This is a genomic window from Oryzihumus leptocrescens (assembly GCF_006716205.1).
Classification (GTDB): domain Bacteria; phylum Actinomycetota; class Actinomycetes; order Actinomycetales; family Dermatophilaceae; genus Oryzihumus; species Oryzihumus leptocrescens.
In genome coordinates this window covers 708050-721651 of sequence record NZ_VFOQ01000001.1, presented here as the reverse complement: position 1 = coordinate 721651, position 13602 = coordinate 708050, and the positions used below count along the sequence as shown (strand labels likewise).

13 protein-coding genes are annotated in these 13602 nt (G+C 71.4%); 9 read left to right on the top strand and 4 right to left on the bottom strand.

Translation table 11 applies throughout. From position 1 onward, the window contains the following. Positions 1-33 precede the first annotated feature (33 nt). Positions 34-762 (bottom strand): cytidylyltransferase domain-containing protein, encoded by a 729-nt coding sequence (locus tag FB474_RS03490; protein WP_141787387.1) that lies wholly within the window; start codon positions 760-762, stop codon positions 34-36. Between the two features lie 70 nt (positions 763-832). On the opposite strand from FB474_RS03490, the gene pseB reads away from it, so the two are divergent. Genes pseB through FB474_RS03470 form a run of 4 tightly spaced genes read left to right on the top strand, consistent with a single transcriptional unit; the run spans position 833 to position 5045 of the window. Continuing rightward, the gene (pseB, locus tag FB474_RS03485) at positions 833-1816 is read left to right on the top strand and encodes a UDP-N-acetylglucosamine 4,6-dehydratase (inverting) (protein WP_141787386.1); all 984 of its coding nucleotides are present in this window, start codon (positions 833-835) and stop codon (positions 1814-1816) included. Positions 1817-1818: 2 nt separating this feature from the next. Then, positions 1819-2946, top strand: a complete 1128-nt coding sequence (pseC, locus tag FB474_RS03480; RefSeq protein WP_141787385.1) for a UDP-4-amino-4,6-dideoxy-N-acetyl-beta-L-altrosamine transaminase — start codon at positions 1819-1821, stop codon at positions 2944-2946. A 3-nt stretch (positions 2947-2949) separates the two neighbouring features. Next, positions 2950-4356 (top strand): lipopolysaccharide biosynthesis protein, encoded by a 1407-nt coding sequence (locus FB474_RS03475; RefSeq protein ID WP_141787384.1) that lies wholly within the window; start codon positions 2950-2952, stop codon positions 4354-4356. 50 nt (positions 4357-4406) lie between these two features. After that, complete coding sequence (locus tag FB474_RS03470; protein ID WP_141787383.1) at positions 4407-5045, top strand: pseudaminic acid biosynthesis-associated methylase; 639 nt, start codon at positions 4407-4409, stop codon at positions 5043-5045. A 41-nt stretch (positions 5046-5086) separates the two neighbouring features. Here the strand turns inward: FB474_RS03470 and FB474_RS03465 are convergent, their stop codons facing one another. Further along, the gene (locus FB474_RS03465) at positions 5087-6115 is read right to left on the bottom strand and encodes a hypothetical protein (RefSeq protein ID WP_141787382.1); all 1029 of its coding nucleotides are present in this window, start codon (positions 6113-6115) and stop codon (positions 5087-5089) included. 129 nt (positions 6116-6244) lie between these two features. Here FB474_RS03465 and FB474_RS03460 point away from each other — a divergent pair, with 129 nt between their 5' ends. The 3 genes from FB474_RS03460 to FB474_RS03450 are packed head-to-tail and all read left to right on the top strand — an operon-like array spanning position 6245 to position 8262. Continuing rightward, positions 6245-7153, top strand: a complete 909-nt coding sequence (locus FB474_RS03460) for a glycosyltransferase family 2 protein (RefSeq protein WP_141787381.1) — start codon at positions 6245-6247, stop codon at positions 7151-7153. Between the two features lie 47 nt (positions 7154-7200). Next, on the top strand, positions 7201-7866 hold the full coding sequence (locus FB474_RS03455) for a glycosyltransferase family 2 protein (protein ID WP_185746017.1): 666 nt from the start codon (positions 7201-7203) through the stop codon (positions 7864-7866). Between the two features lie 33 nt (positions 7867-7899). Beyond that, a complete protein-coding gene (locus FB474_RS03450; protein WP_141787379.1) occupies positions 7900-8262 on the top strand; it encodes a DUF2304 domain-containing protein in 363 nt (120 codons plus the stop codon). A 120-nt stretch (positions 8263-8382) separates the two neighbouring features. On the opposite strand, the gene FB474_RS03445 is transcribed toward FB474_RS03450, so the two are convergent. Both FB474_RS03445 and FB474_RS03440 read right to left on the bottom strand, forming a co-directional pair. Then, positions 8383-10719 carry a glycosyltransferase gene (locus FB474_RS03445; RefSeq protein WP_141787378.1) on the bottom strand — a complete coding sequence of 779 codons (2337 nt, stop codon included), beginning with the start codon at positions 10717-10719 and terminating at the stop codon, positions 8383-8385. Then, positions 10716-11672, bottom strand: a complete 957-nt coding sequence (locus FB474_RS03440) for a glycosyltransferase (RefSeq protein WP_246092027.1) — start codon at positions 11670-11672, stop codon at positions 10716-10718. Before FB474_RS03440 ends, FB474_RS03445 begins: the two co-directional genes overlap by 4 nt. Positions 11673-12053: 381 nt before the next feature. Here FB474_RS03440 and FB474_RS03435 point away from each other — a divergent pair, with 381 nt between their 5' ends. Together FB474_RS03435 and FB474_RS03430 are read left to right on the top strand one after the other, a co-directional pair. Then, positions 12054-12974 (top strand): LCP family protein, encoded by a 921-nt coding sequence (locus FB474_RS03435; protein ID WP_246092026.1) that lies wholly within the window; start codon positions 12054-12056, stop codon positions 12972-12974. A 141-nt stretch (positions 12975-13115) separates the two neighbouring features. Beyond that, positions 13116-13589, top strand: a complete 474-nt coding sequence (locus FB474_RS03430) for a MarR family winged helix-turn-helix transcriptional regulator (protein ID WP_246092025.1) — start codon at positions 13116-13118, stop codon at positions 13587-13589. The last annotated feature ends 13 nt before the right edge of the window (positions 13590-13602 follow it).

The window sequence follows — 13602 nt, the reverse complement described above, 5'->3', positions numbered from 1 at the left end:
TCCCGCCACCGTCACATCGGATCAGGACGCGCACTAGCCCGCCTCGAGCGGCTTCTGCTCGATGTCGGCGTTGAGGGCGACCAGGTCCGGCCGCGACCTCAGCAGGGCCACGACCTCGCGCCAGGCCGGCGGGCGGTCGGGCAGCTCGGCCACCACGGCCCGCAGCAGCACCAGGTCCTCCGGGGTGTCCAGGGTGACCCGCAGGTCGTGGGCGTCCGGCGCGACGCACAGCCCCAGGAGGGCAAAGCGGTCGGGGTCCGCGTAGACGCCTGACGTCACGTGGACGCGGTCGTGGGCCGTCGCCGTGGCGTCCACCGCATGCAGTGCCCTGGCCGTCACGAGCTCGACGTCCAGTCCCCGGGGAAGGGAGCGCGCGAGCACCGTGGAGACATAGTCATGGACGGGCGCGGCCCGCCAGGCCCCCACGACGGCATCGATCAACGCCGGGTCGAGCAGCGGGCAGTCCGCCGTCAGCCGGACCACCGCGTCGGCCGGGTGCGCCTCGAGCGCGTCGACGAAGCGGGAGAGCACGTCGTCCTCACTGCCCCGCACGACGGCCACGCCGAGGGAACGGGCGAGGTCGGCCACCGCGTCGTCGCCCGACTCGGTCGATGTGGCAACAATCACCTCATCGAGGGAGTGGGCGGCCCGGGCGGCTCGGACGACCCACTCCAGGACGGGTCTGCCGGCGAGGTCCGTGAGCACCTTTCCGGGCAGGCGAGAGGACCCCGCCCGCGCTTGGATGACGGCCACAGTACGCATGGATGCTCCCTCGGGCGCTTTCTCGGTCGTGACATCATGCCCTAAACACCCGCGCCACCAAGGAGGCACAATGTCGGTCCTGTCCGGTTCCTCGATCCTCATCACTGGGGGGACGGGGTCTTTCGGAAAGGCCTTCCTGCGGCACGTCCTGGACGAGCTCGACCCGCGCCGGGTTGTGGTGTTCAGCCGCGACGAGCTCAAGCAGTACGAAGTCCGGAACATGTTCGGCAACGACCCCCGGCTGCGCTGGTTCATCGGTGACATCCGCGACCGTCACCGCCTCCACCGCGCGATGCACGGCATCGACTACGTCGTCCACGCCGCCGCGCTCAAGCAGGTCGACACCGCGGAGTACAACCCGTGGGAGTTCGTCCAGACCAACATCGTGGGCTCGCAGAACGTCATCGAGACGGCCATCGACGCGGGCGTCAAGAAGGTCGTGGCCCTCTCGACCGACAAGGCCTCGAGCCCGATCAACCTCTACGGCGCCACGAAGCTGACCGCGGACAAGCTGTTCATCACCGGCAACCACTACGCCGCGGCCTACCCCACGCGCTTCGCCGTGGTCCGCTACGGCAACGTCATGGGCAGCCGCGGCTCGGTCATCCCGTTCTTCCGCAAGCTCGCCGAGGCCGGTGAGTCCCTGCCGATCACCGACCTGCGCTGCACCCGCTTCTTCATCACCCTGCCGCAGGCCGTGGACTTCGTCGTCGACTCCTTCGAGATGATGCAGGGTGGCGAGCTCTACGTCCCGCGCATCCCGTCGATGAAGATCACCGACCTCGCGCAGGCCATCGCCCCCGGTGCCGCCATGCACGACGCGGGCCTGCGCCCCGGCGAGAAGCTCCACGAGGAGATGATCTCCCCCGAGGAGGGCCGCCGGGCCCTGCGCATCGGCGACCGCTACGTCCTCCAGCCCGACCTGGCCTCGTGGGGCTACCAGCCGCCGGCCGACGGCGTGCCGGTGCCGGAGGGCTTCGCCTACCGCTCCGACCTCAACGACCAGTGGTTCACGCGCGAGGAGATCGCCAAGATCATCGAGACGGAACTCTGACCTTGCTGCCTTACGGACGTCAGTCGGTCGACGAGTCCGACATCGAGGCGGTCGCCCAGGTCCTGCGCGGTGACTGGCTCACCACCGGGCCGGCGGTCGCGCAGTTCGAGCAGGACCTGACCAAGGTCGCCGGCGCCGTCGACGCGGTGTCGGTGACCTCCGGCACCGCGGCGCTGCACGTGGCCTACGCCGCGCTCGGCCTGGGCCGGGGCGACGAGGTCGTGACCACTCCCCTGACCTTCGTGGCCACGGCCAGCTGCGCCGCGATCCTCGGTGCCCGGGTCGTCTTCGCGGACGTCAGCGAGGACACCGGCAACCTCGACCCCGAGGCGGCGGCCGCCGCCGTCACCCCGCGCACGCGGGCCATCACGGGCGTCGACTACGCCGGGCACCCGATCGACGCCCCCGCCCTGCTGGACCTGGCCCACCGCCACGACGCGGTCCTGGTCGAGGACGCCGCGCACTCCATCGGCGGGTCCCTGGACGGCCGCCCGGTGGGCTCCCTGGCCGACCTGACGACGTTCTCGTTCTTCCCGACCAAGAACCTCACCACGGCCGAGGGTGGCGCCGTCGTGGGCACCGACCCCGAGCTCGTCGCCCGGGCGCGGACCTTCCGCACCATCGGCCTGGTCCGCGACCCCGACAAGCTGCGCTACCCCGACGAGGGCCCGTGGCACCAGGAGGTCCACGAGTTCGGCCTCAACTACCGCCTGCCCGACCTCCTGTGCGCACTGGGCTCGAGCCAGCTGCAGCGCCTGGAGCGGTTCAAGGCCCGCCGCGACGAGATCACCGCGCGCTACAACGCCGGGCTCGCCGACGTCGAGGGGCTGCGGCTGCCGGGCCGCCGTGAGGGCGCCGACCCGACGTGGCACCTCTACCCGCTGCGGGTTCTCGAGGGGCGTCGCCGGGCGCTGTTCGACCACCTGCGGGCCGCCGGCATCGGCGTCCAGGTCAACTACATCCCGGTCTACTGGCACCCGGTCTTCGAGGACCTGGGCTACCAGCGGGGCATGTGCCCGGTCGCCGAGGAGTACTACTCCCAGGAGATCTCCCTGCCCCTGTTCCCCGACCTGACCGACGGCGACGTGGACCGGGTGGTCGACACCATCCGCCAGTTCCTGCGCGCCTAGCCCATGGAGGAGCCCCGCCCCGGGGTGGAGGCGAGCCGAGGTGTGCTCGGCCGCGGGTCCATCTACACGCTGGGCACCGCCGCACCCATCCTGGCCAACGCCGCGGTCACCCCGGTCGTGACCCGTGCCCTGGGTCGTACGGAGTATGGCGTGGTCGCCACCGCCGTGGTGGTCATCCAGGTCGGCATGATGCTCGGCAGCTTCGGCATGCCGTCGGTCATCACGCGCCATGGGATCCTCGCGCGATCCGGTGTGGGCGGGGCTCGGTCGCTGCTCGTGCGGGGCTCGCTGATGACCTTCGGGCTCGCCGCCGTCGTCGTGGCGACGGCCCCGCTGTGGCAACCGCTGCTCACGCCGCCCCTGCGCACGGCCGTGCTGCTGGCGGTGGTCGCCAGCGCGTTCTTCGTGGTGGTCGAGAACTCGCAGGCGCTGTTGCGGGTCCTGGACCGGCCGGGCGCGTTCGTCGCCCTGTCGCTGCTGGCGACCCTCGGCGGACCGGTACTCGGGCTGCTGCTGGTGCTCGGGCTGCGGACCCCCGAGCGCTACCTCACCGGGGTCGACGCCGGGTATGCCGCAGCCGCGTTCCTGGGTCTGCTCCTCTGCCTGCGGGGCGGGGCCCCGCGGCACGAGACCGGGGACACCCGCGCCGCCCTCCGGCTCGGGCTTCCGGTGATCCCGCACCTGGTGGCGCTGTTCCTCGCCAACGGTGCCCTCGTGTTCTGGGCCGGCCACGAGTACGGCCTGGCCGCCGCCGGCCGGCTGCAGCTGGCCCTGCTCATCGGGAGCTCGCCGGCGGTGATCACGTCGGCACTGAACAACTCGTGGGCTCCCGTGGTCTATCGCGCTCCCGAGGCGGAGCGCGGGGCGGTGTTGGCACACACCGCCCGCGACATCGCGGTCCTGGCCGCACTCATCTCCGGGGGTGTGGCCCTGCTGTCCCCGTGGCTGTTGCGCTTCGTGGCGACCGCGGCATACTCCCCCGACGAGCTCGTCCCGGCGGTGGCCCTGGTCGCAGTCGGGTGCGTGCTGTCCGTGGCCTACCTCGCCAACGTCCACCTGGTGTTCTCGGCCGGCCGCTCGCTCGGGCTGTCAATCATCACGCCCACGAGCCTCATGATCGGGCTGGCGGCCGCCTGGGTGGGCGGGTTGCACTCCCTGGTGCTGATCGCTCTCGGCTTTCCCGTCACGTACCTGGCGCTGGCAGTCAACACCGCCTGGCTGCGCCGCCGCGTCGGAGGGGCGCGCTGGCGCGAGACGGTGCTGCTGGCCCCGGCCGCTCTGGGCTTCCTGCTGTGTGCGTTCGGGGCGTTCCTGCCCGTGTCCGGGCTGCCCTCGTTGTCCCGCGTGGCGCTGGCTGCGCTGGCCGGCGTGGCCACGGTGCGACTCGGCCTGCGGGTCCTCAAGGGCTGACCTTCGCCGATCTGCTTGCCGCCAGGCTACCCAGCCGCGAGGCTGACCCCATGACGAGCAGTGGTGGTTCACGCATCACCCCGCAGGAGCGCCTGTGGGCGGGCGACTTCGGAGACGCCTACAGCCGGCGCAACACCGGAGACGCACTGGTGGACAACAACAGGGCCCTCTTCCGGTCGGTCCTCGAGCGCACCGGAGACCTGCCGTCGGTGGTGGAGTTCGGGGCGAACGTCGGCAACAACCTGCGGGCCCTGCGGGACCTGCTGCCCGGCGCGGACCTGCACGCCGTGGAGATCAACGAGAAGGCGGCCGGGGCGATCCGTGCCTGGGGTGGAGCCACGGTCGACGTCGCGTCACTGCTCGACTTCCAGCCCCCGCGGCAGTTCAGCCTGGCCTTCACCAAGGGCGTCCTCATCCACCTGCCTCCGGACCGGCTGCCCGAGGTCTACGCCAAGCTCGTGCAGGCCTCGTCCCGCTACGTGCTGGTGTGCGAGTACTACAACCCCACGCCGGTCGAGGTCAGCTACCGCGGGCACTCCGAGGCCCTGTTCAAGCGGGACTTTGCCGGCGAGATGCTCGACGCCCATCCCGAACTGCGCCTCGTCGACTACCGGTTCACCTACCACCGGGACCCGGAGCACCCGCTGGACGACCTGACGTGGTTCCTGCTGGAGAAGATCGGTTCCTGACCCGGCCGGCCGGGTTCGCGGCGCGACGCCGGCGGGTCGGCCTAGCCGGCGACGGGGATCGGCGCGGGCAGCGGGTCGAGTGAGGTGGCACGGCGCGGCAGGGGCTTGGGCAGGTGCGACAGCGGGTGGCGCAGCCAGGCAGTCGGGCTGGCCCCCACCTGCTTCTCCGTCGACCCGGGGTCACGCTCCCCCAGCCCGAGGACGTTGAGAGCCTTGTGCAAGGGGGCGCTGGCCCAGTACTCCACCGCGGGGGTCACGGACGGTCGGCTCCAGCCAAGGACCTCTCGCAGCGGCTCGGGCTCGAGCAGGTGCTGGAAGCCGAGCTCCCTGCGCGCCAGCTCGCCGGCCACCTCCCGGTCGACCTGCTCCCCGTGCAGCTCCGGCCAGGTCCGCGCGACCTCGTCCTGGGAGACCACGTCTGCCCCACCCAGCCCCAACGGGTCGCCGTACACGGCGATGTCGCGGCCGGCGGCCGCGGCATACAGGACCGAGGTCATCAGGCGGTTGGCGACGAGGCGCTCGTGGGAGACCACCAGCGACAGCACGCGGCCGAGGAAGTCGGGGTCGTGGCGCGGCCCGGCGGTCACCACACGGTGACCTGCGTCGACCCAGGAGCCGACGACCTCCGGCTTGTGGACGTCCTCGCTGTGCAGGCACACCGTGGACGGGCCCTCACGGCGCAGGTAGTCCTTGGCCAGGCTGCCCTGGTTGCCCTGCACAGGGATGATGCGGGTTCCGTGCAGCGGCATGATCAACGTCCCCACGCCCTTGGTGCCGGTGAGCTGCCGCTGCGCCGTCGGCGTGGAGATCAGGTACGCCCACGGCGCCCCCAGCGCGAAGCTCTGGCGCGGTGACCGTGACGGATCCCACGCCCGTGACTCGTGCGACCACACGAACAGCTTGCGGCGCCCGTTCTTCTCCACGTCGGGGAAGTCCCCGAAGTTGACGGGGATCGGCGGAATCGCCGTCCACCCGTGCTGGATCAGGCCGGCTACGTGCCGGGGACGAGCCATCCCTGCATACGCCGCGAGGGCAGCCGTGTGCCCGTAGAAGTGGTTCTGGGTGTCCACGTGGTCTCCTTGGAGGCGGCTCTGAGGCGTCGCATGGGCTCGCGCGGGCGGTGAAGCGGTCTGGGGGTTTCCGTTACTCTACTCAGGCTCCCCCGTGGCCCCTGACTCTCCCTGCGAAGGAACCCCACAGTGACTGTTGACGTGCTCCTGCCCTACTACGGCGATGTAGCCATGATGAAGCAGGCAGTCGAGAGCGTGCTGGGCCAGCGGAACCCGGACTGGACGCTGACGGTCATCGACGACGGGTACCCCGACCCGGGCATCCCGGGCTACTTCGCAGAGCTGGCAGCCCGCGACTCGCGCGTCTCCTACCACCGCAACGAGCAGAACCTCGGTGCGAACGGCAACTACCGCAAGGCCCTGACGTTCGTGCGGCACGAGCTCGCCGTCGTCATGGGCGCCGACGACGTGATGCTGCCCAACTACATCGACACGGTCGTGGCCGCGCACCAGGCGTTCCCCACGGCGCAGATCATCCAGCCGGGCGTGCAGATCATCGACGAGAACAACGCTCCTGGTTCTGGACTGGTCGATCGCACCAAGCGACTGCTGGCCCCGCGGGTCCACGGCATGCGCCTGCTCAGCGGCGAGAACCTCGCGGTCAGCCTGATGCGCGGCAACTGGATGTACTTCCCGTCCGTGTGCTGGAAGTCCGACGCCCTGGTCGCGACCAGCTTCCGCGAGGGCCTGGACGTGGTGCAGGACCTGGCCCTGGCACTCGACCTGATCAAGGCCGGTGGCGGGATGGTCGTCGGCGACACGGTGTGCTTCCAGTACCGCCGCCACCGGGCCAGTGACTCCTCGTGGCGTGCCCTGGAGGGGACCCGCTTCAACGAGGAGCGCCGCTTCTTCAACGGGATGGCCGAGGAGTTCGAGGGACTCGGGTGGCACCGGGCCGCCCGCACCGCCCGGCTGCACCTGTCCTCCCGCCTCAACGCGGCGACCCTCCTGCCGAAGGCGTGGCGCAACAAGCAGACCCAAGGCGTGCGCAACCTGCGGCGTCACGTCCTCGCCCGGCCCGGTGACTCCGCTCAGTGACCACCGAGCAGCCCCAAACCCTCCAGACCCAGCCGACGGAGCCCGCCGTGCACGACACCTGGGTGGTGATCCCGCTCTTCAACGAGGCCGAGGTCATCGGCGACGTCATCCGGGACCTGCGTCAGACCTTCCCCCAGGTCGTCTGCGTTGACGACGGCTCCTCCGACGACTCGGCACGCCTGGCACGGGAGGCCGGGGCCAGGGTCGTGCAGCACCCGGTGAACCTCGGTCAGGGCGCGGCCCTGCAGACCGGCTTCGACTACGCCCTGTCCGACCCGGCCATGAAGTGGGTCGTGACCTTCGACGCCGACGGCCAGCACCAGGTCGCAGACGCCCTCGCGATGGTCGAGCGCCTGCGCGCGGGCGACGCCGAGGTGGTCTTCGGCTCCCGCTTCCTGGACGAGCGCACCGAGGCCGGTCTCGCCAAGAAGCTCGTCCTCCGCGCGGCTGTCGGCTACACCAACATGACCACGCACACCCGGCTCACCGACGCCCACAACGGGCTACGGGCCATGTCGCGATCGGTCGTCGAGAAGGTCGAGATCACCCAGAACCGCATGGCGCACGCCTCCGAGCTGGTGGCCCAGATCGGGGCATCGGGCGCGACCTACGTGGAACAGCCGGTCCACATCCTCTACACCGACTACTCCCGCTCCAAGGGTCAGTCGCTGTGGAACTCCATCAACATCCTCGCCGAGCTCATCCTCCGATGAGCCTGGCGCACTTCTCGTAAGGGGAGCACTCGCATGAAGATCGTGCTCATCCAGCTGGTCCTGATCGTCGTGGTGGTCCTGGCGGCCCTGCGGCTGCTTCGCGGCCGTGGCGCCCGCACCCAGGCCGTGCGCCGCATCGGCCTGGTCATGTTCGCCGCGCTCGCGGTCCTGTCCATCCTGTTCCCCTCGATCTGGAACCAGATCGCCCGGTTCGTGGGCGTCGGCCGAGGCACGGACATGGTGCTCTACGCCCTCGTCGTCGCCTTCCTCAGCTTCACGCTGACGACCTACCTGCGGTTCCGGGACTTCGAGGCGCGCTACACGCGACTGGCGCGTCGCCTCGCCCTCGACGAGGCCGGCCCGGCGCGACACACCGACGAGTCCGGGCGGCCCTGAGCCGTCGCTCCCCCGGGCCGTTCGTTCGCTCCCGACCCCGGGTCGCCCCTGCCGCACGGCACCTCGGCAGCGCCAACATCTGACCTGCCGCCGACCCCGGCACCAGAGGCGTCGGTGGCCTCAGCGCGGCCAGCCGAGGTAACGCGGATGCCGCAGGTAGAACCGGACCGCGCTGCGCAGGTGCAGGAGCTGGCCGCGGTTGAAGCGCTGGCGGGAGTCACCGCGCCACTCGTGCACCCAGCGGACATCCGCGGTGACGGAGACCGGGATGCCCAAGGAACCCGCACGCACGCCGAGCTCGACGTCCTCCATGTAGAGGAAGTACTCCTCCGGCCAGCCACCGATGCGCTCGAAGGTGTCGCGGGACAACGCGGTGCAGCCACCGGCGCACCAGACGACCCGCCCTGACTCGAACGGTCCGACCGGCCACAGGTACCGCTCCAGGGCGGCGCGGGGAGCCAACCCGCGGTGGGCGAGCTTGGCCAGGAGGTAGGGCTCGCCGCGGGCGGCGCTCTGGGGGCGACCGTCGACGAAGTCCACTCGCGGTGCGACAACCCCGCCCGTCTCGTCGATGACCTTAGCCAGCGACGTCAGGTCCGCGACCTGAACCCCGAGGTCCGGGTTGGCGAAGAGCAGGTAGTCACCACGGCTGATTCGGGCGCCCTCGTTGTTTGCCGCCGACAGCCCGACGTTCTGGCCCATGGGCAGGTAGCGGAACCCGTGGTCGTGGGCGAACGTCTCGATCTCCGGCTCGTCGGCGTTGTCCACGATGATCACCTCCACCTCGTCGGCGGAGAACGAGCCACCGTCGGCGAGCGCGGCGGCGACGCCCGACCAGTGGCGCTCCAGCATGTCGAGGCTGTGGAAGCTGGTCACGACGATCGACCAGACCGGGCGCCTGCTGCCGCCCGAGGGCCGGGCGGCAGCACGGAACGTCTCTTCCCAGCGCGCCGGTGTGGTGGCCCCACCCGCCGCGGCACGGTAGTCCCTTCGCAGCGTTCCCCACCGCCGCAGGAGGCGACCCACGGCCGTGCAGGTCCCGGCGAGGGTGGAGGCCGGGTGCGGCGCGACATGCTCGCGCCGGCCGGTCTCGCCCGCACGTTCGCGTGCCGAGGCGAGGTCGCGGTGCAGCCAGGCCGGCCCCTGCAGCACGTCTCGCAGTGCCGCCCACCGCATCGCGGCTGCCTCGGGCTCCCTGCGCGCCAGGTGGCGCAACGAGACCGCCAGCGTCTCGGACCCCAACGGCGTGGCGCGCCCGTCGCCCAGAAGGGCCGTGACCAGGCGGTTGCGCAGCAGGAAGTAGGACTGCCAGCCCGTCTCGGCGCCCTTGCCGACCCAGGAATCGTGCCAGACCGCGGCCCCCGGCAGCACCACCGAGGGGTATCCCGCGCGGCCGGACCTCAGCCCGAACTCGACGTCGTCCCACTTGAGGAAGAACGGCATCGGGAGGCCGACCGCCTCGACCGCCTCACGCGGCACCACGCACATCCACCACGGCTGGAAGTCCACGGCGTACGGCGGCTGGAGCCATGCGTGCCGGCCGACCGGCACCCCGGCAAGGTCAGTGTTCATGGGGGTCCCGGGCAGCGACGTCCAGGTGAACCGGCGACGGTCCAGCACCTCGCCCAGGCGGTAGAGCGTCGTCGGCGCAGCGGAGTCGAACATGTGCCCACCCACGATGGTGGGACGGGTGGCGGCGGCGGCAAACGCCGCGGCCCGGGCCAGTCCCTCCGGCTGGGCCAGGGCGTCGTCGTCGAGCAGGACGACGTGTGAGACCTCCGGGTCCTCGAGCGCATCGTGCAGGCCCCGGGCGAAGCCGCCGCTGCCACCCAGGTTGGACTGCGTGGCCAGGCGCAGCCGCTGCCCCAGCCGTTCGGCGACAGAGTCGAACCCGGGAGCCTCGCGCAGCGGGCGGGTGCCCTGGTCCACGACGACGACCGGCCCGAGCACGTCCGCGAGCGGCCCGCCGGGGGCGGCCGCGGAGGCAAGGACGTCGAGCTGGGCCAGACAGGCCTCGTTGCGGTCGAACGTGGTGATCGCAACACCCAGCGACCGTGGGGCGACCTGGACGTCATCGGTGAGCCATCGCCACGAGACGTCCGCGCCCTGCGGCGCACGGAAGGCCGGCCACGCCCACCCCTCGGCCGGTGCTGCCGGGAGCTCGAGCGTCAGGGAGCCTTGCTGTGCCTCGGTCGAGGCGGCCACCCCGGACGACGTGCGCAGCTCGACGTGCACCGGCGCCGAGGCGTCGAACTCGAGCCGCACGGAGCGGACCCGGGTGTGCTCGGCCCAGTAGGCCGACGGCAGGGCGGCGAACCATCCGGAGAACGCCACCGGATGACCGGCCGGGAGCCGGACCAGGCCAGGACGCACGACCTCCACGTCGCGCGGCAGTCCCAGACCGGTGGCCTCCGGGACCACGAAGTCGGTGACGAGGCCACCGATAGGAACACTCACCAGTGCTCCGCCAAGGTGTAGCCGGCTTCCGAGAGCACCTGTGCCGTCGGGCGGGGAGTCGACCGAAACCCGTCGCGCAGCCCCGCCTTCAAGCCCTTGCGCATGGCCGCGCGGTCCGAGGAGTGGAGGTAGAACCGCAGCCAGTTGCGCACGGCCACGACCATGCGCAGCACCGCCTCCGGAGGCGAGAACGCCTGCCCCGCCCGGAACGTCCAGACCTTGTTGCGCACCTCGTTGTAGAAGCGCGGGCCCGGGTCTACCACCTTCGTGCCGAGCTCAGTCGTCTTGTGGACCACCACGGCCCGCGGAGCGTAGATGCCCTTGTGCCGCCGCAGGATCCGCGCGGTGAACTCGAAGTCGTCGTTCCAGATGAAGAAGTCCGCGGTGGGCAGGCCCTGCTCGCGCACGGCGTCGGCGTCGATGAGCAGCGAGACGAAGGACGCCGTGCGGATCGGCCTGCCGCCGGCCGCCATCGCGGCCATGCGCTCGGGGCGGGACACGAGCACCGGGTCTCGTGGGATGTTCCGCGGCTGCTCCTGCCCGTCCGACCACACCACTCGGCTGGCGACCAGGGCGAGGTCACTGGGGTAGGCCACGCGCGCCGCCAGCAGCTCGGCGAGCGCGTCCGCAGTGGGGATCGTGTCGTCATCCATCGCCCAGACCAGGTCCGCCCCGTGGCGGTCGATGGCGTGCGCCAGCCCGGCGCTGAACCCGCCAGCGCCTCCGGTGTTGCGGGTGAGATGGACGAGGTCCACCTGCGGGAAGCGCTCTCGGACCATGTCCGGGCTCCCGTCGGTGGAGGCGTTGTCCACCACCACGACCGCGTCCGGGAGCCGCGTCTGGCTGGCGAGCATCTCCAGACACTCCCCCAGGAGCTGGCGGCGGTTGTAGGTGACGACGACTGCGACGACGAGGGGGTCGCCGTGCTCCCTCACGGCCTGCTGCTCGGTCACCGGGCGAGCATAGCGGCCACCGACGGCGTGCCTCCGTCGGACCCGCGGCGGCCCGCCAAAGGTCGCGGACAGCACGGAGGGCCAACCCGGACCGGCGATCAGGGTGAACCTGGTCACACGCCCTCGGCGCGCCACGGGCGTCACGCTGTACCGCCACCCAGCTCAAGGCTCTACCCTCGGGGCGTGCCTGAGGACTATGAGTCGACCCGATCACGTCCGGTCCCGGTCCGCGGCGATGACGACGTCGTGACGGTTGACACCCGACGCCAGCGCCCCACCGCCGCGGGCGGTGGGGCTCCGCCGCGTACTCGCCGGAACACCGCGCCCGCACCCAGGGCGCGCAAGCGACACCCCGTCCGCAACACGGTGATCGTCATCCTGGTGGTCCTGCTTGCCTGGATCGGCGCCCTCGCCTGGGCGGCCAACACCGCATGGGGCCACGTGGTGAAGGTCAACGCCGTCCCCGCGGTCAGCGACCGCCCTGCCGCCGGCTCGGGCAGGAACTACGTCCTTGTCGGGTCGGACAGTCGGGCGGGGTTGAGCGCGGCGGAGCGCAAGGCACTGGCCACCGGCACGGCCGAGGGCGGCCGGACCGACACGATCATGCTGCTCCACATCCCGGGCAACTCGCAGAAGCCCACCCTGGTGTCCCTCCCCCGCGACAGCTACGTGCCCATCCGTGGGCACGGCCGCAACAAGATCAACGCGGCCTACTCCTTCGGTGGGGCCCCGCTGCTCATCGACACCATCGAGCAGGTCAGCGGGCTGCGGGTGGACGGCTACATCGAGATCGGCTTCGGCGGGTTCGCCCACGTGGTCGACACGGTCGGGGGCGTGAACATCTGCGTCAAGCGCCACATGAACGACCCCAAGGCCGGCATCAACCTCAAACCCGGATGCCAGCTCCTGAACGGGAAGAACGCCCTGGGCTTCGTCCGGGCGCGCTACTCCGACCCCCTGGGTGACCTCGGGCGGGTGCAGCGACAGCGCGAGTTCCTGGCGGCCCTGATGAAGAAGGCGGCGACGCCGGCCAACGCGCTCTTGCCCTGGCGGCTGAGCTCCTTCGGTTCCTCCGTGGCCAGCTCGCTCACCGTCGACAAGGACGACAGCATGCTCGAGGTCGGGAAGGCCCTGCTCGCCGTCCGCAGCATCTCCCAGGGCAACGGGCAGTCGATCACCATGCCGATCAGCAACCCCAACCTGCACACCGCGGCTGGTGACGCGGTCAAGTGGGACAGCGCGAAGGCGCTGGCCCTGTTCAAGGCGCTCAAGAACGACGACCCGCTGACCGTCCAGCCCTGAGGCACGGCATCCACGGCAAGCCCCCGTCCCCGCTGAGGGGACGGGGGCTTCCTGCGTGCCAGAGGTGTATGCCGCGCGGCGGCACCGCGACCCTGCCACCTCTTCATTGCGGCAGCGCAATGGTTGCGTCATGATGAAGAGGTGCCCCGCACCACCGGCCCCACCCTCCAGCAGGTCGAGTCCGTCATGGCCGCCTCGCGCGTGCTGGTGGCCGTGGCCGCCGAGTCCGTGGCGGCCGTGGAGGAGGCGGTGACGCTGCCCCAGCTGCGCGTGCTCGTCATGGCCTCCACCGACGGGCCGCTGTCCGGTGCCGCCGTGGCCGCCGCCCTCGGGGTGCACGCGTCCAACGCCACCCGCACCGTCGACAAGCTCGTGGCTGCCGGCTACCTGGACCGCGCGGAGGACCCGGACGACCGCCGGCTGGTCCGGCTGACACTCACCCCGACCGGGCGGGCGCTGGTCGCCGCGGTCAACGACCACCGCCGCGACGCCATCTCGCGGGTGCTGGACGCCATGGACGCCCCGGCCCGCGAGCAGCTGGCGACGTCGATGCGGACTTTCGCCTCGGCCGCCGGCGAGCTCACCCACGACCCGGTGAGCGCCGGCCACACCTGACCCAGCAGCAACC

Excerpts from the sequence above, each read along its gene's own strand:
- FB474_RS03490 (WP_141787387.1), bottom strand. The coding sequence starts at position 762 with ATGCGTACTGTGGCCGTCATCCAAGCGCGGGCGGGGTCCTCTCGCCTG.
- pseB (WP_141787386.1), top strand. The coding sequence starts at position 833 with ATGTCGGTCCTGTCCGGTTCCTCGATCCTCATCACTGGGGGGACGGGG.
- FB474_RS03475 (WP_141787384.1), top strand. The coding sequence starts at position 2,950 with ATGGAGGAGCCCCGCCCCGGGGTGGAGGCGAGCCGAGGTGTGCTCGGC.
- FB474_RS03470 (WP_141787383.1), top strand. The coding sequence starts at position 4,407 with ATGACGAGCAGTGGTGGTTCACGCATCACCCCGCAGGAGCGCCTGTGG.
- FB474_RS03450 (WP_141787379.1), top strand. The coding sequence starts at position 7,900 with ATGAAGATCGTGCTCATCCAGCTGGTCCTGATCGTCGTGGTGGTCCTG.